The 19827-nt window shown below is 61.5% G+C and carries 24 protein-coding genes, 2 tRNA genes and 1 pseudogene; 18 read left to right on the forward strand and 9 right to left on the reverse strand.

Annotated elements, in window-relative coordinates:
• Nucleotides 1–345: 345 nt before the first annotated feature.
• Nucleotides 346–531, forward strand: a complete 186-nt coding sequence (locus tag HCN58_RS11060) for a hypothetical protein (RefSeq protein WP_171579356.1) — start codon at nt 346–348, stop codon at nt 529–531.
• A 276-nt stretch (nt 532–807) separates the two neighbouring features.
• Here HCN58_RS11060 and HCN58_RS11065 read toward each other — a convergent pair whose 3' ends face one another.
• The 3 genes and pseudogenes from HCN58_RS11065 to HCN58_RS11070 form a co-directional block, all read right to left on the reverse strand.
• Nucleotides 808–1140 carry a hypothetical protein gene (locus tag HCN58_RS11065; protein ID WP_171579357.1) on the reverse strand — a complete coding sequence of 111 codons (333 nt, stop codon included), beginning with the start codon at nt 1138–1140 and terminating at the stop codon, nt 808–810.
• A 92-nt stretch (nt 1141–1232) separates the two neighbouring features.
• A pseudogene (locus HCN58_RS37400) lies at nt 1233–1520 on the reverse strand (DUF6538 domain-containing protein); the annotation flags it as partial.
• Nucleotides 1521–1644: 124 nt separating this feature from the next.
• Nucleotides 1645–1719, reverse strand: a tRNA-Thr gene (locus tag HCN58_RS11070).
• Nucleotides 1720–2310: 591 nt separating this feature from the next.
• Here HCN58_RS11070 and HCN58_RS11075 point away from each other — a divergent pair.
• From HCN58_RS11075 to HCN58_RS11130, 12 genes are all read left to right on the forward strand, one after another.
• Entirely contained in the window at nt 2311–4017 is a 1707-nt protein-coding gene (locus HCN58_RS11075; RefSeq protein ID WP_171579358.1) for an FAD-dependent oxidoreductase, read from the forward strand.
• 19 nt (nt 4018–4036) lie between these two features.
• A complete protein-coding gene (locus HCN58_RS11080) occupies nt 4037–4348 on the forward strand; it encodes a UBP-type zinc finger domain-containing protein (protein ID WP_171579359.1) in 312 nt (103 codons plus the stop codon).
• 335 nt (nt 4349–4683) lie between these two features.
• Nucleotides 4684–5190, forward strand: coding sequence for a hypothetical protein (locus HCN58_RS11085; protein ID WP_171579360.1), 507 nt, complete (start codon nt 4684–4686; stop codon nt 5188–5190).
• 120 nt (nt 5191–5310) lie between these two features.
• Nucleotides 5311–6135, forward strand: coding sequence for an alpha/beta fold hydrolase (locus HCN58_RS11090; RefSeq protein ID WP_171579361.1), 825 nt, complete (start codon nt 5311–5313; stop codon nt 6133–6135).
• Between the two features lie 211 nt (nt 6136–6346).
• Entirely contained in the window at nt 6347–7636 is a 1290-nt protein-coding gene (murA, locus tag HCN58_RS11095; RefSeq protein ID WP_171579362.1) for a UDP-N-acetylglucosamine 1-carboxyvinyltransferase, read from the forward strand.
• A gap of 113 nt (nt 7637–7749) precedes the next feature.
• Nucleotides 7750–8202 (forward strand): DUF2948 family protein, encoded by a 453-nt coding sequence (locus tag HCN58_RS11100; RefSeq protein ID WP_171579363.1) that lies wholly within the window; start codon nt 7750–7752, stop codon nt 8200–8202.
• A gap of 208 nt (nt 8203–8410) precedes the next feature.
• On the forward strand, nt 8411–9706 hold the full coding sequence (gene hisD, locus HCN58_RS11105) for a histidinol dehydrogenase (protein ID WP_171579364.1): 1296 nt from the start codon (nt 8411–8413) through the stop codon (nt 9704–9706).
• Nucleotides 9703–10206, forward strand: a complete 504-nt coding sequence (locus HCN58_RS11110) for a UPF0262 family protein (protein WP_171579365.1) — start codon at nt 9703–9705, stop codon at nt 10204–10206. Before hisD ends, HCN58_RS11110 begins: the two co-directional genes overlap by 4 nt.
• A 135-nt stretch (nt 10207–10341) precedes the next feature.
• Entirely contained in the window at nt 10342–10809 is a 468-nt protein-coding gene (locus HCN58_RS11115) for an arsenate-mycothiol transferase ArsC (RefSeq protein WP_171579366.1), read from the forward strand.
• A gap of 409 nt (nt 10810–11218) precedes the next feature.
• Nucleotides 11219–11842, forward strand: a complete 624-nt coding sequence (locus HCN58_RS11120; RefSeq protein ID WP_057845441.1) for a Maf-like protein — start codon at nt 11219–11221, stop codon at nt 11840–11842.
• Entirely contained in the window at nt 11832–12026 is a 195-nt protein-coding gene (gene yacG / locus HCN58_RS11125; protein ID WP_171579367.1) for a DNA gyrase inhibitor YacG, read from the forward strand. Before HCN58_RS11120 ends, yacG begins: the two co-directional genes overlap by 11 nt.
• Before the next feature lie 137 nt (nt 12027–12163).
• Nucleotides 12164–12239 (forward strand) — tRNA-Phe (locus HCN58_RS11130).
• 217 nt (nt 12240–12456) lie between these two features.
• On the opposite strand, the gene HCN58_RS35690 is transcribed toward HCN58_RS11130, so the two are convergent.
• From HCN58_RS35690 to HCN58_RS37405, 3 genes are all read right to left on the reverse strand, one after another.
• Nucleotides 12457–12672, reverse strand: coding sequence for a GNAT family N-acetyltransferase (locus HCN58_RS35690; protein ID WP_235983530.1), 216 nt, complete (start codon nt 12670–12672; stop codon nt 12457–12459).
• Between the two features lie 349 nt (nt 12673–13021).
• Nucleotides 13022–13243, reverse strand: a complete 222-nt coding sequence (locus tag HCN58_RS35695; RefSeq protein ID WP_235983531.1) for a cupin domain-containing protein — start codon at nt 13241–13243, stop codon at nt 13022–13024.
• A gap of 386 nt (nt 13244–13629) precedes the next feature.
• Nucleotides 13630–14247 (reverse strand): HigA family addiction module antitoxin, encoded by a 618-nt coding sequence (locus tag HCN58_RS37405; RefSeq protein WP_376701167.1) that lies wholly within the window; start codon nt 14245–14247, stop codon nt 13630–13632.
• A 134-nt stretch (nt 14248–14381) separates the two neighbouring features.
• Between HCN58_RS37405 and HCN58_RS11150 the strand changes: the two genes are divergently transcribed.
• Both HCN58_RS11150 and HCN58_RS11155 read left to right on the forward strand, forming a co-directional pair.
• Nucleotides 14382–15395 carry a TAXI family TRAP transporter solute-binding subunit gene (locus HCN58_RS11150; RefSeq protein ID WP_311966795.1) on the forward strand — a complete coding sequence of 338 codons (1014 nt, stop codon included), beginning with the start codon at nt 14382–14384 and terminating at the stop codon, nt 15393–15395.
• A gap of 202 nt (nt 15396–15597) precedes the next feature.
• Nucleotides 15598–16056, forward strand: coding sequence for a hypothetical protein (locus tag HCN58_RS11155; protein ID WP_210265931.1), 459 nt, complete (start codon nt 15598–15600; stop codon nt 16054–16056).
• A 47-nt stretch (nt 16057–16103) separates the two neighbouring features.
• On the opposite strand, the gene HCN58_RS11160 is transcribed toward HCN58_RS11155, so the two are convergent.
• Nucleotides 16104–16697 (reverse strand): TetR/AcrR family transcriptional regulator, encoded by a 594-nt coding sequence (locus HCN58_RS11160; RefSeq protein ID WP_171579368.1) that lies wholly within the window; start codon nt 16695–16697, stop codon nt 16104–16106.
• Nucleotides 16698–16889: 192 nt separating this feature from the next.
• Here HCN58_RS11160 and HCN58_RS11165 point away from each other — a divergent pair, with 192 nt between their 5' ends.
• Together HCN58_RS11165 and HCN58_RS11170 are read left to right on the forward strand one after the other, a co-directional pair.
• On the forward strand, nt 16890–17267 hold the full coding sequence (locus HCN58_RS11165) for a tautomerase family protein (RefSeq protein ID WP_171579369.1): 378 nt from the start codon (nt 16890–16892) through the stop codon (nt 17265–17267).
• 156 nt (nt 17268–17423) lie between these two features.
• Nucleotides 17424–17714, forward strand: a complete 291-nt coding sequence (locus HCN58_RS11170) for a hypothetical protein (protein ID WP_171579370.1) — start codon at nt 17424–17426, stop codon at nt 17712–17714.
• Between the two features lie 521 nt (nt 17715–18235).
• Here HCN58_RS11170 and HCN58_RS11175 read toward each other — a convergent pair.
• Both HCN58_RS11175 and HCN58_RS11180 read right to left on the reverse strand, forming a co-directional pair.
• On the reverse strand, nt 18236–18526 hold the full coding sequence (locus HCN58_RS11175; protein ID WP_171579371.1) for a hypothetical protein: 291 nt from the start codon (nt 18524–18526) through the stop codon (nt 18236–18238).
• A 188-nt stretch (nt 18527–18714) separates the two neighbouring features.
• Nucleotides 18715–19185, reverse strand: a complete 471-nt coding sequence (locus HCN58_RS11180; RefSeq protein WP_235983533.1) for a YciE/YciF ferroxidase family protein — start codon at nt 19183–19185, stop codon at nt 18715–18717.
• Nucleotides 19186–19189: 4 nt separating this feature from the next.
• Between HCN58_RS11180 and HCN58_RS37050 the strand changes: the two genes are divergently transcribed.
• Complete coding sequence (locus tag HCN58_RS37050; RefSeq protein WP_311966796.1) at nt 19190–19579, forward strand: hypothetical protein; 390 nt, start codon at nt 19190–19192, stop codon at nt 19577–19579.
• Nucleotides 19580–19827 lie beyond the last annotated feature (248 nt).

The raw sequence follows: 19827 nt of genomic DNA on the forward strand, positions 1-19827 counted from the left end.
TGATGTTTCAGGGGAAAAGATGGTGCTGCCAGACAGGATTGAACTGTTCCGATACAGCCCCAGCTCACTGAAAAATCAAGGGTTTTTCGCGCCGCCCACGTTCATTGTGTATCAGTGCGAGGATCACTTGTGAAGATGAGCTGGGGAGGGTGCATCCTGCACCCTTGGATGCGCCGATCCCAAGTAGGATATGCACCCCGCCAGCGGACGCTCAACATCTGCCTCACTCCCGATACCCGACATCAATCTGGATAAAGCCCACTTCTGAAATGGGCCAACAGGCGACATTCCCGGCTCGGCCTGATATGAAAGAGGCCGCCAACTGAAGCGGCCACGGGGAATTAAATGACAGACGCACCGTTCAATGTAGGCGACCGAGTAAAGAAGCGATCAGGTTACGAATATCCGGGTTTCATCGTTTCTGTTTTTACGAATCGGGCGGGTGCTGTCCGCTATGTCGTTGAAGCAGATCATTCTGCCTTCTCGGGCATGTTGCACATTTTCAATGGCGATCAGCTAGAGCCTCGCTGAGCTGAAACAGGCCAGCACCAACGATTCATTCGCAATGGGAATGCGCACCATTGCTGTTCGCGCGATGTCCACACGCTTGATCTGAATTAAATTCGGCCACTTCGCTTTTCAAATCAGGCCACTGGGGGTCGAAACAGGCCAGCACCCCACCGCCCATAGGAACAGATCAGGAAAGACGAATATTTCCAGACCTATCGTTACGGCATCGTCTCTGGTCAGATGTCCGCTCAGGGTCATTTCCGGGCCTCAACTTGCCCAAGCGCAAAGTCCGCTTTGTCACATCAACGGACTGTCGTCAGCTTGGGGGCGTACGATCACAGACCGATCATTTTCGCTCGTGCTGGAAGTGCGAGTTTTCTCGCACTCCCAGCGGAGAATAGTGGTTAGGCTCGTGCGGACTGGCGAGCCAGGGTCAGCACATGCTTCCACGTAACGTTCTTCGTCTTGCCCTGCATCCTCGCTATTCCTTGCCAGCTTCTTCGCGGCTGGTGTGAGATCGCGGGCCAAAGCTTCGATCAGCTTCCACCGACTGTCGTCATCGGTGATGATGCCCTCTGCCAGCAGAGTAGCGTCTGCGAGCTTGCCAAAGCGCTCCTCCATGGCGATCACTTGCCGCTCCGAATCGTTCTTGGCGATGAGGAGAGGATTGCCTCGTTTCGCTGCTTCGTTTGCCTCGGCAACTCGGAGCCAGCCTTCGACTGTTAGGCCTGGGTTATTCTCCAGCCCTTGTGCAAAGGCGCGGTAGACAATGCCGGACAGAGCGGCGATCTGCTTGGCTGTGAGGGGCTTGGGGCTTCGCGAAGCGCCTTTAATTGTCGCTCCACCTGGGCTGCGACCTCAGTACACTTCGCCTTCGCGGCGGTCCGGTCAGCGATGCCGAGCGAGATGCTGATGTGTGTCTTGTACCACCCCCGAGGACGCTCCTTTGCGAGCTTCTGCAAGATCACTCGAACGTCTGTTGGGATTGTGCGGCGGTAGTACCAGTTGTCGGAACCTTTTCTTCTTGTTGGGGCAAGCCATTCTCAGAACCATAGATGCAGCACTCCCGTGTATCAGGAGCGACGCAAAAACCTCAAGCCCTTCAATAGGCTGTTGATCATTCAGGGGAAAAGGTGGTGCTGCCAGACAGGATTGAACTGTCGACCTCTCCATTACCAATGGAGTGCTCTACCACTGAGCTACGGCAGCATGCCCGGTGTTCAGGGAATCGGCCCTAAAGGCCCCTACAGGCGGCCGGTTCTTGCCACAAGGGCCCTTCTGGTGCAAGCGCGCGGACGGGCCGGGAAGGGGCCAAAATCGCCAAAAAATCGGCGCAGGCAGCTTCAACGGGGACAACTCCGGGCCGATCCGGTTCCCATCCACTCTTCTTGACCTCGAAATGCCTGGGATCGGAGTTCAGGTGAGCGATGCCAATCGGCCGGCGCTCCTGCTCCAATGGGCAGTGCACAGATGTCATCCTTTGGTTATTCTTCGCTATCACGGTTATTGGGTCCGGCATGAAGGGCGATCAAGACAAGGGCATGCGGAAAACCGGCGCGGGTGTGAAGGATTCACGATCGCACCGGCTCAGGCTGGCGCTGCGCGAAAATCTCAGGCGGCGGAAGTCGCAGGCTCGCGGGCGCAGTGACTCCGGCGCATCTTACGAAAGCCCCAGAGCTTCTCTAGATGATGCCAGCGGAGAAAAGCCGGACCGATAGCGTAGCGGGAAATCCCGATCGCTTGCCGGGTGGGTCCTGACGGCTCTCCGCGCAGTTCCTGTTTCTTTCCTTGGGCGGCATCATGAGTGCAGACATCACGGCCAGTCCGGCGATCGGCGCGCCTTCCACCGCGTTTCCTCGTTACGAACAGACATTCCCAGCGCTCAGCGATCACGAAATCGCGCGCATGCGCCGCTTCGGGGAGCTTCGGACCTACAGGGACGGCGAAACCCTGTTCGAGACCGGCAAGGTCGGCCCCGGCATGTTCGTGGTGCTGTCGGGCACGGTCGCGATCACCCAGCGCGACGGCCTCGGCCACATCTCGCCCGTCATCGACCAGGGCCCGGGACAATTTCTGGCCGAGATCGGGCAACTCTCCGGCCGCGTCGCGTTGGTCGACGGCCATGCCGAGGGCGATGTCGAAACGCTGCTGATCCCGCCGGAGCAATTGCGCGCGCTGCTGGTCGCGGAAGCTGAACTGGGCGAGCGCATCATGCGCGCGCTGATCCTGCGCCGGGTTAGCCTAATCCAGGGCGGTGTCGGCGGGCCGGTGCTGATCGGCTCGCTCTCCCTCGGCGACACGGCGCGGCTGCAGAATTTTTTGGCGCGCAACGGCCAGCCGCACCACGTCCTCGATCCCGCAACCGACAAGGATGCGGCCGATCTCGTCGCGCGCTATTCGGCCTCGCGCGCCGATCTGCCGCTGGTGGTGTGTCCTGACGGTAACGTGCTGCGCAATCCGTCAGAGACTTCGCTGGCGCTGGCGGTTGGCATGATCACCAATCATGCGCATGAGAAGCTCTATGATGTGGCGGTAGTCGGCGGCGGTCCCGCCGGTCTTGCCACCGCGGTCTATGCCGCCTCCGAAGGATTGTCGGTCGCGGTATTCGACGCGCGGGCGTTCGGCGGCCAGGCCGGCGCCAGCGCGCGCATCGAAAACTATCTGGGCTTTCCGACCGGCATTTCGGGGCAGGCGCTCGCGGGGCGCGCCTACAATCAGGCGCAGAAATTCGGCGCGGAGATGCTGATTCCGGTTTCAGTGAGGTCGCTGGATTGCTCGCAACGCGACGGCGCGTTTGCGCTGGCCACCGAATGCGGGCAGTCGCTGCGCGCCAAATCCATCGTGGTGGCGAGCGGGGCGCGTTACCGGCGGCCGGAGATCGAAAATCTCGACGCGTTCGAGGGCCGCGGCGTCTGGTACTGGGCCTCGCCGATCGAGGCCAAGCTGTGCATGGGCCAGGACGTCGTGTTGGTCGGCGGCGGCAATTCCGCCGGCCAGGCCGCGGTGTTTCTCTCCGGCCATGCGCGCAAGGTTTACATGATAATCCGCGGCGGCGGGCTCGGCGCCAGCATGTCGCGCTATCTGATCGAGCGCATCGAGGCGGCGCCCAATATCGAACTGATCTTCAACGCCGAGGTGATTGCGGTCGAAGGCGGCGAGGATGGATCGCTTGAGCGCGTGCGCTGGAAGAGCCGGCTGGCGCCCGAACAGCACAGTTTTGATGTCCGTAACCTGTTTTTGTTCGTCGGCGCCGATCCGGCGACCCATTGGCTGGACGGCTGCGGCGTCACGCTCGACCGCGCGGGCTTTGTGGTGACGGGGGCGCAGTCCGAGCAGAATCTCGGCCGCCCGGTGCCTCCGCTGGAAACCTCGGTGCCCGGCGTGTTTGCGGTCGGTGACGTGCGCTCCGGCTCGGTCAAGCGCGTCGGCGGCGCGATCGGCGAGGGCGCGCAGGTGGTGGCCGCGCTGCACGGCTATCTCGTCGATGCCATGAAGCCGGCGTTATGATCCGGCATGGTGTGAGGCGATGACGAAAAAGGGCTGCAGCCATGTCGCCGGCATTCAAACCGTGAGACCGAGTGCGCTCGGCTGCGAGGAATGCCTGAAAAGCGGAAGCCAATGGCTGCATTTGCGGATCTGCCGCACCTGCGGCCATGTCGCCTGCTGCGACGATTCACCGAACAAGCACGCCACCGCGCACTTCCATGCCACCGGTCATCCCGTGATCGAAGGTTACGATCCGCCGGAAGGCTGGGGCTGGTGCTATGTCGACCAGGTGTTGTTCGATCTGTCGCGCCGCAAGACGCCGCACAATGGTCCGATCCCGCGCTATTATTAGATTCAATTCTTCAGCATCGCCTTGCCGCGATTTGTGGCAGCCATGCAAAGATTTCGCGCATCAGACAACTTTTGTTGTGTTTCATTCACGCGCATGCCTGCCTTGCCGAAGCCCGCACGCGATGCGTGTGGATATTCTTCGCGCCGCGTCGTAACGTTTAGCCTTGCTGCGTCATAAGCCCCTCATGGTGAGGAGCGCGAAGCGCGTCTCGAACCACGAGGCCCCGTCTGTGGCCTACATCCTTCGAGACGCCCGCTCTGCGGGCTCCTCAGGATGAGAGCTTTGAGCACCTATGACGCAATGGAATTAGATGGTTTCCAGTGAAGGGGCGCGTCATGATTTTGGGTATGAGTTTGGCGACTTTTGTTCTCGTGCACGTCATCATCAGCCTGATCGGAATCGTCGCGGGCCTGGTCGTGATGTGCGGGATGCTCGGCTCGAAGCGGATGCCGGGCCAGACCGCGACCTTTCTGGTGTTCACGATCCTGACCAGCGCGTCAGGATTTCTGATTCCACCGCTGCTGTCGGAGAAGCTGTTGCCGTCGCACATGATCGGAATTCTGTCGCTGGTGCTGCTGGCAATCGCCTGTCTTGCGCTTTACGGAATGAAACTCGCCGGCGCCTGGCGCTGGATCTACGCGCTGACGGCGCTGCTCTCGCTCTATCTCAACGTATTCGTGCTGGTGATCCAGTCCTTCCTGAAGGTGCCGGTGCTTCATGCGCTGGCGCCGAGCGTGCCGCCGGCCGAGCCGCCGTTCGCCGTCGTCCAGGGCATCGTGCTGGTGTTCTTCGTCGTCGTGACCATCGGCGTGCTCAGGCGATACCGGCCGGTGCCGGCATAACCTCGATTCTGGTTCGCCTTCCGAGGCGAATCCGAAGATCGCAATCAGCCACATCCAGATTCCGCACTTCACGCGAAGATGCGTGCCCGGCACGGGGCCCTAACAAGAGGAGAATTCGTAATGCCCACCATCACGACCAAAGACGGCGTCGAGATCTTTTACAAGGATTGGGGCAAGGGTCAGCCCATCGTGTTCAGCCATGGCTGGCCGCTGTCGGCCGACGATTGGGACACGCAGATGCTGTTCTTCCTGAACAACGGTTTTCGGGTCATCGCCCATGACCGCCGCGGCCATGGCCGCTCCAGCCAGGTCGGCGACGGCCATGACATGGACCACTACGCCGACGACCTCGCAGCGCTGACCGCGCATCTCGATCTCAAAAACGCCATCCACATCGGCCATTCCACCGGCGGCGGCGAGGTGGTCCATTACATCGCCCGCCACGGCGAAAGCCGGGTCGCAAAGGCCGCGATCCTGAGCGCCGTGCCGCCGCTGATGGTACAGACGCCGGCCAATCCAGGCGGATTGCCCAAGGAAGTGTTCGACGGACTCCAGGCGCAGCTTATGGCCAGTCGCACGCAGTTCTATCGCGACCTCGCGTCGGGTCCGTTCTACGGCTACAACCGCCCAGGCGCCAAGCCGTCGGAGGCCGTGATCCAGAACTGGTGGCGGCAGGGCATGATGGGCGGCGCCAAGGCGCATTACGACGGCATTGTCGCGTTCTCGCAGACCGACTTCACCGAGGACCTCAAGAAGATCAATGTTCCGGTGCTGGTAATGCATGGCGACGACGACCAGATCGTTCCTTACGCAGACTCCGCGCCGTTATCGGCGAAGCTTCTGAAGAACGGCACGCTGAAGACCTACAAGGGTTTTCCGCACGGCATGCCGACCACCGAAGCCGCCATCATCAACGCCGATTTGCTCGCCTTCATCAGGTCGTAAGCGTCAGAGCATGAACGTTATTCCGGGTCGATGCGTTAGCATCAAACTATGGAGCGCCTTGCGCCCCTGAGAATCTCGAGACTCCGGGTTCGCGCTGCGCGCGCTCCCGGAATGACGGCGATTGATTGTGCATCCCATCAAATCGCCGCAAATGTCGCCGCTTCTGCTGCGGACGCACGCGCTCATAATTTATGCATAGCAGGGGGATGGCATGGACCGCATTCGTATTGTCGGCGGCAGCAAGCTCAGCGGCACCATCGCGATTTCGGGCGCGAAGAATGCCGCGCTCCCGCTGATGATCGCAGCCCTGCTGACCGAGGAAACCCTTATCCTCGACAACGTGCCGCGGCTTGCCGACGTCGCGCAGTTGCAGCGCATTCTCGGCAACCACGGCGTCGATATCATGTCCGCGGGCAAGCGGCCCGGCGACGGCCAATATCAGGGCCAGACCCTGCACATTTCCGCCGCCAACGTCATCGACACCACGGCGCCTTATGAGCTGGTATCGCGGATGCGCGCCAGTTTCTGGGTGATTGCGCCGCTGCTGGCGCGGATGCACGAGGCAAAGGTCTCGCTACCGGGCGGCTGTGCGATCGGCACGCGGCCGGTCGATCTCCTGATCATGGCGCTGGAAAAGCTCGGCGCCGAGTTGACCATCAACGGCGGCTATGTGGTGGCGAAGGCGCCCGGCGGCCTGCGCGGTGCTGCGATCGATTTTGCCAAGGTGACGGTGAGCGGCACCCATGTCGCGCTGATGGCGGCGACGCTCGCGAAAGGCACCACGATCATCACCAAAGCCGCCTGCGAGCCGGAGATAACAGACGTCGCCGATTGCCTGAACAAGATGGGCGCCCGCATCACCGGCGCCGGCACGCCGCGGATCGTGGTCGAAGGCGTCGAGAAGCTGCACGGTGCGCGGCACACCGTATTGCCTGACCGGATCGAGGCCGGCACCTATGCGATGGCTGTCGCCATGACCGGCGGCGACGTGCAGCTTTCCGGCGCCCGTCCCGAACTGCTGCAGTCGGCGCTCGACGTGCTGGCGCAAGCCGGCGCGGATATCACCGTCAACAATGACGGCATTCGCGTTGCCAGAAATGGTGCAGGCATTCGGCCGGTGACGGTGTCGACCGCGCCGTTCCCGGGTTTTCCGACCGACCTGCAGGCGCAATTGATGGCGCTGATGGCTTGCGCCGGCGGTTCCTCGCAGATCACCGAGACCATCTTCGAGAACCGCTTCATGCATGTGCAGGAACTGGCGCGATTCGGTGCGCGTATATCGCTGGACGGCGAAACTGCGACCATCGAGGGCACCGCAAAACTGCGCGGCGCGCCTGTCATGGCGACCGATTTGCGGGCCTCGGTCTCGCTCGTCATCGCCGGGCTTGCCGCCGAGGGCGAAACCATGGTCAACCGCGTCTATCACCTCGACCGCGGATTCGAGCGGCTGGAGGAAAAACTTTCGGCCTGCGGTGCGTTGATCCAGCGCATCAGCGACTAGAGCATGATCCGGAAAAGTGGAAACCGGTTTTCCGAAAAGATCATGCTCAAACAATGAGATGAGATCATGATGCAATTTTGCTTAATCGCATCATGATCTAGATCGAGGACCTTATGCCGGCGGATCCGCTCAAACTGATTGCGCTCGACGCCGACGATCTCGCCGTCATATCGGCCCATGTGCAGGACGCCCGCGTGCTGGCCTCTGACATCGTCTGGCGGCAGGGCGAAAAGCGGTTGGTGGTCGGCATGAGCCGGCTGGATTGGGAGCAGACGCTGTCAGGCGGAACCGAACCGCGCCGCTTGATCGCGGCTTTGCGTTTCGACCGGGTGCTGGCCTGCAAGTCGCGCAACATCGATCTGGAGCGGCGTGAATCCATGCTGGAACTGGTCGGGATCGAATTCCACCCGGGTGAAGCTCCCGGCGGCAGCGCGCTCATCCTCTTCAGCCATGGCGAAGCGCTGCGGCTGGATCTCGAGTGCCTGGAATGCGAGCTGACCGACCTCGGCACCGACGATCTCGGCGCCTGCGACCTCGCGATAGCGCCGTCGGGGCCGGAGGAATAGGGGGGCATCCCCTCCATCCGTCGTCCTCGCGAACGCGGGGACCCATAACCACAAATGCGCATCGTGAAAGGGGATTGTCGCCTCAGCGTCCCAAGCCGGAGATCGGTGGTTATGGGTCCCTGCGTTCGCAGGGATGACGTGGAGGGTTGACGGCCCTTGGCCGCCGCGCCATTGAGCAGGGGCCTCCGACGTCTCTCAGAAAGCCGCCATGCCCATTCGCCTGGATACCAGCAGCGCCGATTTCGGTTCGCGATTCAAGCAATTCCTCGCCGCCAAGCGCGAGGTTTCGGCCGATGTCGAGCGTGCCACAAGGGCGATTGTCGACGATGTGGCCGCGCGCGGCGACGCCGCCCTGATCGAGGCGACCAGGAAATTCGACCGGCTCGAGCTTGACGCCGGCGGCCTGCGCGTGACCGCGGCCGAGATCGACGCTGCCGTGAAGGCCTGCGATGCCGAGACCATCGACGCGCTGAAATTCGCCCGCGATCGGATCGAGGCCTTTCACCAGAGGCAACTGCCGAAAGATGAGCGCTTTACCGATGCGCTCGGCGTCGAGCTCGGCTGGCGCTGGAGCGCGGTCGATGCGGTCGGCCTCTACGTGCCCGGCGGCACTGCCGCCTATCCCTCTTCGGTCTTGATGAACGCGGTGCCGGCGAAAGTCGCCGGCGTGCCGCGCGTAGTGATGGTGGTGCCGTCGCCGGACGGCAAGCTCAACCCGCTGGTGCTGGCGGCCGCCGATCTCGGCGGCGTCTCCGAAATCTATCGCGTCGGCGGTGCGCAGGCGGTGGCGGCGTTGGCTTACGGCACGGCAACGATCACACCGGTTGCGAAAATCGTCGGCCCCGGCAACGCCTATGTCGCCGCCGCCAAGCGGCTGGTGTTCGGCAAAGTCGGCATCGACATGATCGCAGGTCCCTCGGAAGTGCTCGTCATCGCCGACGCGACCTCCAATGCCGGCTGGATCGCCGCTGATCTCCTGGCGCAGGCCGAGCATGACGCCTGCGCGCAGTCGATCCTGATCACCGACAGCGTGGCGTTGGCCGCCGACGTTGAGCGCGCGGTGGAATCCCAACTTGCCACGCTACCCCGCGCCGATATCGCGCGGGCCTCGTGGAACGATTTCGGTGCCATCATCATGGTCAAAAAGCTCGACGAGGCGGTCGAGCTGGCGAACGCGATCGCCGCCGAGCATCTGGAAATCATGACCGCGGACGCAGAAGCCTTGTCGACTAAAGTCCGCAACGCCGGTGCGATCTTCCTCGGCCCCCATACACCTGAGGCGATCGGCGATTACGTCGGCGGCTCGAATCACGTGCTGCCGACGGCGCGTTCGGCGCGGTTTTCGTCCGGACTGGGCGTGCTAGACTTCATGAAGCGCACTTCGATTCTCAAATGCGGGCCTGACCAGTTGCGCGCGCTGGGCCCCGCCGCGATGACCTTGGGCAAGGCCGAGGGTTTAGACGCCCATTCACGCTCCGTCGGATTGCGCCTCAATTTGCCATGAACAAGCCGCCACCAGACGATGACCAGCACAACCGCATCGTCGCGGTGACGCTTGACGAAGAATCGATCGGGCGTTCCGGTCCCGATATCGAGCACGAGCGGGCGATTGCGATCTACGATCTGATCGAGCAGAACCTGTTCGCGCCGGAAGGGACAGTGCAGGGGCCGTACACGCTGCACATTGCGATTACCGGCAACCGGCTGGTGTTCGACATCCGCCACGAGGACGGCACGCCCGTGGTGGCGCATTTGCTGTCGCTGACGCCGTTCCGGCGAATCGTGAAGGACTATTTCATGATCTGCGACAGCTATTATCAGGCGATCCGCACAGCTACGCCCGATAAGATCGAGGCGATCGACATGGGCCGCCGCGGCATCCATGACGAAGGCTCCCGCACGCTGCAGGAGCGGCTGAAAGGCAAGGTACGCGTCGATTTCGAAACCGCGCGCCGCTTGTTCACGCTGATCTGCGTGCTGCACTGGAAGGGGCAGGACGCATGACGCCGAAAAGTGCGAAGCGGTTTTCGGATCACGTCATGCGTAAAAGAAAAGGCATGATGCCGACCCAAAGGGCCGCGTTAGCGCAAGGTGCGAAGCGCAGCGAGGTCCCGCCTCAAACAAGAGAAGCCTGATCGCATGGACGCGCCGCCCCGCGCGCGCAATCCGCAGGCCGTGCTGTTCGCATGCGGGCTGAACAGCGTGCGCTCGCCAATGGCGGCGAGCCTGCTGCAGCGGATGTTTCCGCAAGGACTCTATGTGAGGTCCGCCGGCGTCAAGAAGGGCGAGCTCGATCCGTTCGCGGTCGCGGTGATGGCCGAACTCGGCCAGGATATTTCGGGCCACAAGCCGATCACGTTCGAGGAGCTCGAGGATTGGGAAGGGCTCAATTTCGATCTCATCATCACGCTGTCGCCGGAGGCCCACCACAAGGCGCTGGAGCTGACGCGCACCATGGCGGCCGATGTCGAATACTGGCCGACGCCCGACCCGACCGACGCGGAAGGTAGCCGCGAGCAGAAGCTCGCCGCCTATCGCGACCTCTGCGATGGCCTCTCGATGCGCATCCGCCGCCGCTTCGCCAGGGCGGGCGCCGCGAGCGGGTAGCCGTCATTATGCGAAGGGCGGGCTGGCGTTCCCCCGACGCTGCGCAGCGCGTAGCGATGCGCTGCAGAGCCGGGGCCCATCGCAGCCATAGGTCCCGGCTCTGCGCCGCGTCACTGCGTGCCGTGCCGTGCCGCGTCCGGGACGCGAGACGGCGAGTGGGTAAAGCTCTCACCGTCGTTCCTGCGAACGCAGGAACTCATACCCCCCGCGGCCGTGCGATTCGAGGCAGTGCCAGTCGCCACTGTCGTTTTCCATTACGATGACCCGTGGTTATGGGCCCGTGCGTTCGCAGGGGCGACGGAGATAATGAAGCTGCAACAAGCGCTTGTTCCCCGGTTGTGGAATGGAGTGCCTTCCGATAGGTTCCGCGCGCGATCCATCCGAATCCCAAATCCCGACAAAACCCAGCATGCTTGGCCGTCCCAAACTCGTTCTTGCTTCCGGTTCGCCGCGGCGGCTCAGCCTGCTCAACCAGGCCGGCATCGAGCCCGACGCGCTGCGCCCGGCCGACGTCGACGAGACCCCGAAGCGGGGCGAGCTGCCCCGCGCCTGCGCCAATCGTCTCGCCCGCGCCAAAGCCGACGCGGCGCTGAAATCCGTCCACCTCGACGACGAGCTGCGCGGCGCCTTCATCTTGGCCGCCGACACCGTGGTCGCGGTCGGCCGCCGCATCCTGCCGAAAGCCAATCTGGTCGATGAAGCCGCGCAGTGCCTGCGGCTGCTCTCGGGGCGCAATCACCGCGTCTACACCGCGATCTGCCTGGTGACGCCGAAGGAGGCGTTCCGCCAGCGCCTGATCGAAACCCGCGTGCGCTTCAAGCGTTTGAGCGAAGATGATATCCAGGCCTATATCGGCTCCGGCGAATGGCGCGGCAAAGCTGGCGGTTATGCCGTGCAGGGCATCGCCGGCTCGTTCGTGGTCAAGATGGTCGGCTCCTACAGCAACGTCGTGGGCCTCCCGCTCTACGAATCGGTCACGCTGCTCGGCGGGGAGGGCTTTCCGATCCGATTCGGCTGGCTCAATGCCAGTTGACGGCCCCAAGGATACCGGCGCGCCCAAGCCGCCGCCAAAACCCTGCCCGGTCTGCGGCAAGCCGGCTGACCCGGCCACGCTCCCGTTCTGTTCCAAACGCTGCCGCGACGTCGATTTGAACCGCTGGCTATCCGGCCGCTACGTCATCCCCGGCCGCCCCACCGACCCCGAAGACGCCGAATAACTGTGTCTCACCAAATATTTGGGGACGGGGCGCGAGGCGGGCCTGCCACGCCGAAGCCGCAGGCGAAGGCGGGTGGACACATCCCTCCGACCTCTCTATAAACCGCCCGCTCGCCCGGCCTTTGGGCCTTCGAGTATGCCCAGGTAGCTCAGTTGGTAGAGCATGCGACTGAAAATCGCAGTGTCGGTGGTTCGATCCCGCCCCTGGGCACCATTAGCCCGGCATCGCGATCCCTCGCTGATCGGCCATGGCCACGGGTAACGCTTGAGCAGCAACTAGCTCGCGGCGAAGTTCACAACTCCAGAAGTTCACAACTCCATGTACTATCTCGATAGGCTAACCGCCGAGTCCATGAGAGAAATGCCCCTGCCGATACTTCTAAAGCCATGCTTCCGGTAGAAGCCTTCGGCGTTGATCGTAGCATCGATATTTATTGACCGTTACGCCCCAGCCTTGCCTGGGCGATTCCGATATCGAGCAGCCTCCGGCCGAGTCCAGCCCCGGTAGCTTCGGGCAATATGAACAGCCGGGTTACTTCGCCGGCCTCGGCGTCGACAAATCCAACAACGACGCCGTCGTGCAGACACACGGTCATTCGGCCCTTGGCGATGAACTCTTCATAAGATGCCGGCGTACGCTCACCCATCCAATTATCGATTGATCCCGAGAGTAAGACGCCGCTGCAAGGCCGCCGATCGACGCCTCCGTGATGTTGAAGACTGTTTCCGCGTCTTCTCGACGAGCGGGCCTGAAGGAAAAGTCGACGTCGCGTGTCATGAGAAGCGCTCTTGTGCCTTCCCAAGTTTGGGAAGCAAGCGTAGCCCGGATGAGTGAAGCGATATCCGAGTTTTGGGTGGTGCCGATCCCGCATGTCGCTTCGCTCATGCGGGCTACCTGCTGTCACCGTAATTCGGTGGGGAATATTCATATCTGCAAAATGAGGAATCCGAAGTTGGGTGATTAGCTTCGAACTCCCAGGTTCCTAGCGGTTTGCCTTATTTGACGAACTCGGTCATTGGCTTGCCTTTATCAACGATATGTACGTTCAACATTTTTAGGGAGGTACCACCGCCGACCCTAAAACCGGCGTGGGGCACGTCACGCGCATTAATGATCGCAGCGCCCATGGGAAGTGGTCTTTGCGTGCCATCAGGCAGTTCAAGCGTTGCGCCTTGAAGCACGTAAACTACCTCTTCCGGGATGGATATCTCTGGCAAGTGCCTCACCGGGAGGTACTTCGACGGCCGTGACTACAACATCCATGTCCTTGCCGGTAAGATCGCCCCTTTTAAGTTCAGTCCTGATCGTGCTTTGAGCGTTCGCGGACCCGATCATCAGTATGAATATGAATAAGGAAATCAGCTTGCGCATTGTAACCTCCAAATATTATTATCAGTGGTCACAACGGATACACTACGCCCGTTTCAATCAGCACACTGGTTAAAGGGGGCGCCCCACCAAATCGGCTCCCGCATCCTCCCCGCGCGAGGGCGTACACGCGAAGCGGGTAGTTGGGCCGCACGACTATTGCAGGCGGGGGTACTCGGTGAATTGCGGTGACAGTGCACTAAACAATCTCGCTTGATTAAATGCGCCGTCGCTCTCACGCTGCCTTATAGGACGCGATCTTCTTGATCTGCGGCGCAAGCGTGTCTTCGGCTGTTTCGAGATCGTAGCCCGCCTGAATGTTCGTCCAGAAGGCGGCGCCGGCTTTAGAACTTGCCGAGCTGCAGCGCGGTGTCGGCCGTAACGGCTTTTCTTCGCGCGCGATGCGTTCGATTCGGGTGCGCGGCACGTCCACCGCGGCCGCGACGGCGTAGGATGTCAGTTTTAGCGGAACGAGAAATTCTTCCCGCAAGATTCCGCCGTGATGGATCGGCGGAATGGCGCATTTGGCGCGTAGCCGACACAGCTGCTGTTTCAGCCGACTTCGGCTTTTGACTTTTTGGGAGGTGGCTGATGCTGCCGCGATGTCAGCTTGACCCATAACGGACGCGGACCGTTGGCCGCAGACATCTCCGACGAGGAACGCCGCTGGTCTAGGCGCGTTGGAAAAGCGAAGTAAATCCATTCCGCCGGTCGTGCTTCTGACCTGGCTGGTATGTGTCGGCTCAAGCTTTTTCGCCGACAGTGAGCGAACGTCACGCCCAGAGGGCTGGTTTACGAACAGGTGTGACAATGAAGGCCTGCGGAGCGGTGCGGGTCGGTTTGTTGACAGCATTCATTGCAGTGGCTTGGCTCGGCCAACAGGTCCAGGTGGCCCTCGCCCAAACCCGACCATCTGTCTCTCCGAGTGAACCCGCCAAAGTGTCTGCGCCGAAGGAAAGCCCTCCCAGGAAGGAAGCGGGAGTAGCTGTGAGCCCGTACACCGCGGGATTGGTAACCGGTCCGCCGCAAAGCACCGAGTTCGCCATAGCTCAAGACATCGCGACCACGCTGGCAAGCGGCCAGGAGACCGGGCCTCGCGGCGAGGTCGCATTGCGGGTGCTGCCAATGGTGGGAAACGGTGGCATCCGCAACATCAGGGACGTGCTTACGCTGGCAGGTGCCGACATGGCGATCGCGCCATTCGTCCTGGTCGACCGGCTCCGGGAAACAAGAACGATCGCAGACATCCAGAACAAGCTCGTCTACATCACCCCACTTTTTGTCGAAGAGTTCCATCTCCTCGCGCCGTCTGAGATCAGGAGCCTGGCAGATCTTGAGGGAAAGAGGGTGAATCTCGGCGAAGAAGTCAGTGCTGCCGCTGTGCTTGGCCGTGAGGTGCTCAACCGTTTGGAAGTAAAGATAAGCGAATTGAACCTGGGGCTGGACGCCGCGCTGGATGGGATGAGGAAGGGGGAGATCTTCGCCAGCCTGCTGGTTTCGGGAAAACCGGTCAACCTCCTGGCCCGCTACGCGCAAGCTGATGGCATTCACTTGCTGCCGATTCCCTATTCCAAAGCACTGCAGCAAGATTATCTGCCATCGACCTTCCGCCGCGAGGATTACCCAAACATCGTTGGGAGCGGTGAAAGCGTCGACACGATCGCGATCAAATGCGCTCTTTTCGCCTACAACTGGCCGACCCGTAGCGAGCGGTTTCAGCTCCTTGAATTTTTTGTCGAGACGCTGTTCTCGCGGTTTCCTGAATTTCTCGGCGACGCTCACCATCCCAAATGGCGAGAGGTAAATTTGCATGAGGTGCTCCCCGGTTGGCGGCGATTTGGACCGGCAGAGCGCTGGCTCCAGCGGCAATCGGGCGGAGAGGCCGCGCTTCGCAAGGCGTTCGGCCGGTTCCTCGAGCAGAAGCGAACCAGCAATCCGCCGGACCGCGAAGAGTTGTTCCAGGACTTCATGCGGTGGCGAGAACGCAAGCAGGGCTGGTGAACAGAGGTCGGGAGATCACGATGCGCAATGCGCTGGCGACCGTTGCTCTGGTCGCGTTGCTCGGATTGATCGCCGACGTGAGGCAGTCTGCCGCCCAATTTGGCCAACCTCCGTTCGGCCAGCCGCAGTTTGGTCAACCCCAGTTTGGCCAGCCCCAGTTTGGTCAGCCCCAATTTGGTCCAGCCAACCCGCGGCGCCGCAGGTGCGCGCGCCGACCAGGGTGCAAAAGGCCGACAAGATCGGCAAGGCCAAAACAGCCGCTCGCAGAGGCGGCAAAGCGCACAGGGAGCACCACGTCGTTCGTCCGCGTCCAAATCAGCGGAAGATTGCCGAAAAGAACGGATACAAGCGCGTTAGCGACCTCGTGAACTTCCCAAAGTTCTTTCCCAGCCTGGGCATCCTCTTTGTCAAGCCCGAAACTTTGCCGCTCGGACCATTCCTGTGCTTCGACCGCAAGGATCGCTTGATGGCGACCGTGTATATGGTCCCGACAAGAGACGTCGACGAGCGCAAGCTATTGGAGGCGCCGGGCTTCGCTGGCGCAGCGCTCGACCACGTCAGCCTCTACTTTAACCCGGGTCACCCCGGAGTGGACGTGCCGCATTACCATGTCGTGATCTGGCATGTGACCAGGAAGGAGGAAGCGCGCGTTGCGAAATGACGCGCGCGCCTTTGGCGGCCGGACATCAGAATCGGCGTCGTGCCGCTTTACCGGTTTCCGAGTACGAGATCGACTGTGTGCCTGGCGATCTTCCGAAGCTGGGCTTCATCCCCAAACGCGCGTTCGAGCACGGCCAAACCGCGGGTCACGGTGACGATGTGCAATGCGGCGGTCTCGGGGTCTCCGTTGAACTCGCCTCGTTCGACGCCCTCCGAGAAGGCTTGCTGAACCAGGCCGGTGATGCGCGCCACCAGATCCGCGAACATTTTGCGCGCGGTCTCGTCCAGCCCTTCGCCTTCGACCGATGCGAGCTCCATCAGCCCCCGCGTGGTGGGACATCCGCGGGGCGGCGAGCCGGAACGAAGGTTTTTTATTGTCAGATCGAAAAACGCCGTCAGGCGCTTTCGCAAGGTCCCCGACCCGAGCGCCTTTTGGACAGAGCCGAGATAATCGCTCGCATAGCGCTCGTAGGCGGTTAGAAACAGCGCTTCCTTGCTGCCGAAGGCATTGTAGAGACTGCCGCGCTGGACGCCGGCGTCGCGCGCGATGTCCGAGAGCGACGTGCCGCGCACGCCCTTGCGCCAGAATTGATCGAACGCGATGCGTAGGACGTCGTCGTGGTCAAACTCGCGCGGCCTCACATTTCCCTCCGCTGCAGCCCATGAATTCCACTGCCTGACGCGCGCCTAATAGTATTTGACATGACGTCAAGAACGTGGTTTTCAACACTGTGTCAAAAATCCCTCGGGCTTGATAGCTCATTTCGTGGTGAACCACCAGCACGGGAGCCGCGATGGCTCGCCTCCGCGCGACGGTTCGGATAAGGATCCGCAATGCCGCTCATTCACATCTCATTGCGCGCCGGCAAGCCGGAAGCCTACCGGCAGGCGATCTTCGACAGCGTTTACCGCGCGATGCGCGAAACGCTCGACGTGCCCGAAGACGACCAGTTCATGACCATCGCGGAGCATGAGGCCGCGAACTTCCGCTACGGCGACGCCTATGGCATAGCGCGGAGCGACGATGTCGTGTTCATCCAGATCACTGTGTTCAACACCCGTACATCAGAACAGAAGAAAGCGCTGTTCCGCCCGACCGCGGAGCTGCTTGGCGAAAGCCCCGGCATTCGTCCGGAGGACGTGTTCGTGAATGTTTTGGAGTCCGCGAAAGAAAATTGGTCCGTAGGCCACGGCCTCGCGCAATTCGCTTGAAGCCGGCGACCTGGAACACAGTTCCATTTGCGTTGATGCGGAAAGCCGGCAGCAGCCGCAAGCGTGTGGCTGAAGGCTCTGAAGCGAAGAAAACGTAAGTTGTTGGGAACGGACACGCTCCAATCCGTTTGGTTCAGCGGAAGTTGGAGTTGGTGCATGCCGCAATCGTCAGAACGATCCAAGGTCGGCGCAGGACAAATCGTCCTGCTCATTGTACTTGCCGCGCTGCTTGTCGTTACCGGCGCGTGGGCCGCTTACGTCTGGAACGCAAGCAGCGATGTTCCGATGAGCACGCACGGCTGGATCGCGCTTGGCCTCGGTACGTTCTTCTCGCTTCTGATCGGGTGCGGCCTGATGGCGCTAATGTTCTTCAGCAGCCGAAGCGGTCATGACGAGGCTGCCACTCCCCATTTCAGAGAGCGTCGCGAGGGCGAAGACCGGACGTGAGTTTGTTTGACTAACCTTACTGCGTCATAAGCCCCTCATGGTGAGGAGCGCCAACGGTCGCGAAGCGCGGCCCCGATGACTGGCTCCGCGAGCCTCGAACCATAAGGCCCCCGTCTGTGGCCACATCCTTCGAGACGCCCGATCTGCCGGCTCCAACTACATCTGAATATCCGCCTGAACAGCGCCCGCACGTCCATTTCATCTGCGGCTGACCTTGCTGGATGCAAAAGCGTCCGTCGACAGCGGGCACCTTGATGATGGACGTACGCTTGTTGCCGCAGCAATGCTTGATGCTGTCGGGAAAACCCGGCTGGTAGATGTAGAATGCGCGTTCAGCCCGCGCGGAATCTTGTCGCGCAGATCAACCAGGCGGTCGCCGGGATTGCATGCCAAAGCCGCCGCTGTCAGGAGCCATTTCATCTCGACAGGGTAAACTATTTGGCGCCGACCTCGCAGTATCTCCGTCAGCTTAGGACAAGCGCATTTGCGCTTATTTCTGAGATGACTGAAAAACAGCGGGCCTAGATCCCGAACAGACTGAAAATCGCCCCGAAGATCGCCGCGATGACAGCCACGACGCCAAAGATCACGGACGCCACGGCATCAAGCAGTAGTTCGACCATATCCGACGCGGAGCTTGCTGCAACGATCACGACGCAGCAACCGGCTCCGATCAGCACCGATGTGACCATGCTGAACACCATGATCCACAGCACGGTAAAGACGAGCCCGCCGAGAATCAGCGCCACAGCGATGCGGCGGAAAGGACTGCTGTTCGATGCAGACCGTGCGGCTGGTTCTGGCGAATGCATGACGACAATCCTCTATGATCCGGATTGTCGTCGCCGGGCCGCAAAAGGTTCAAGCCGCAGCCGAACGTTGCGTGCTCAGCAGATACGGTCGCCGCGTGTCGCCGTCCCGACCGGCAGCGTCACATCCACGGAACGTTGCACCTGATGCTGGTGCAGTCTGGCGTTTCCCGAGCGCAAGCAGCCCCGAGTCACGCCGCCAGCGCGTCCGGATTGACCTCGCCCTTGGCGATATCGGTGAGCAGCGCATCGATCGCTTTCTCTTCCATCAGGCTGCTGTGCAGCGTCGCCTGGTCGTTGCGCAGTTCCAACTGACCGGCAAGGGCGGCGGCCGAACCGTAGGCAGCGATCTCATAGTGCTCGAGTTTCTGGGCGGATGCGATCAGGCCCGCATCGCGAAGATCGTCGCCTTCCAACATGCCGAGCATCTTTCGGGTCTCACGGATGAGAGCCTCCATGGCCTGGTCGACATGCGCTGCTGGGTCGGCGCCATGCTGGCGAAGGATGGCCACAAGGCGGTCCTTTTGCGTGACCGTCTCCGCGCGGTGGTCCACCAGCGCGTCCTTGAGCGCCGGGTGTGACGCGGCTGCCGCCATGCGCAGCAACGTTTCGGCAAGCTGCTCCTCGACGCTCACCAGTTCCTGCAGTTCGGCAAGGTACATGTCCTTGAAATTCCTGATCTCCATGGCGAAATCCCTCTCTCAGGATGTGGATGAGGCTTCCGGCAGCGCGCTACGTCGTTTTCGGAAGCAACCGGCGCGAGCCGAGCGGCCTGTTTCACTTTCGAGGCCTGCGATATCCTTCAACGAGGCCACGACGCATCGGGTTCCGGTCCAAAACCCAATCCAATACCCAAGAGGTGCTGCGATGACGGAATGGTACTTTGTCTGGGTCGAGGGCCTGCGCGGACCGGCGCCGCAGAAATGGTCGTCGGATGGGCTTTGGGGGCAAATCGGCCGCCAGGATGTCATCGTCCGCTTCGCGCTGAGCGACGAGGAAGCGCATCTGCCGCTCGATGAACTGGCAAGGCGGCATCCCATTCCCGACGCGAAATAGCCGATTATGGCCTCGCCATGTCGGCGAGCGTGCGGAACAATGGGTTTTAAAGGTGCCCTTCAGCGGAACATTGCGAATTTAATTTTGTTGCCGGCTTGAAGCGGCGCAAAGAGGCACCACTGTCCCGAATTCAATTCGGCTTGCTTGCGGAATTGAAAGCGAAGTTGCGAGCCGGCGCGCGGCGCTGGCGGGGACGAGCGATCAGGATCCGATGAGCTTGACGTCATTCCCTCCGCAGAAGAGGGCCG

Source organism: Bradyrhizobium australiense (assembly GCF_013114825.1).
Taxonomy (GTDB): domain Bacteria; phylum Pseudomonadota; class Alphaproteobacteria; order Rhizobiales; family Xanthobacteraceae; genus Bradyrhizobium; species Bradyrhizobium australiense.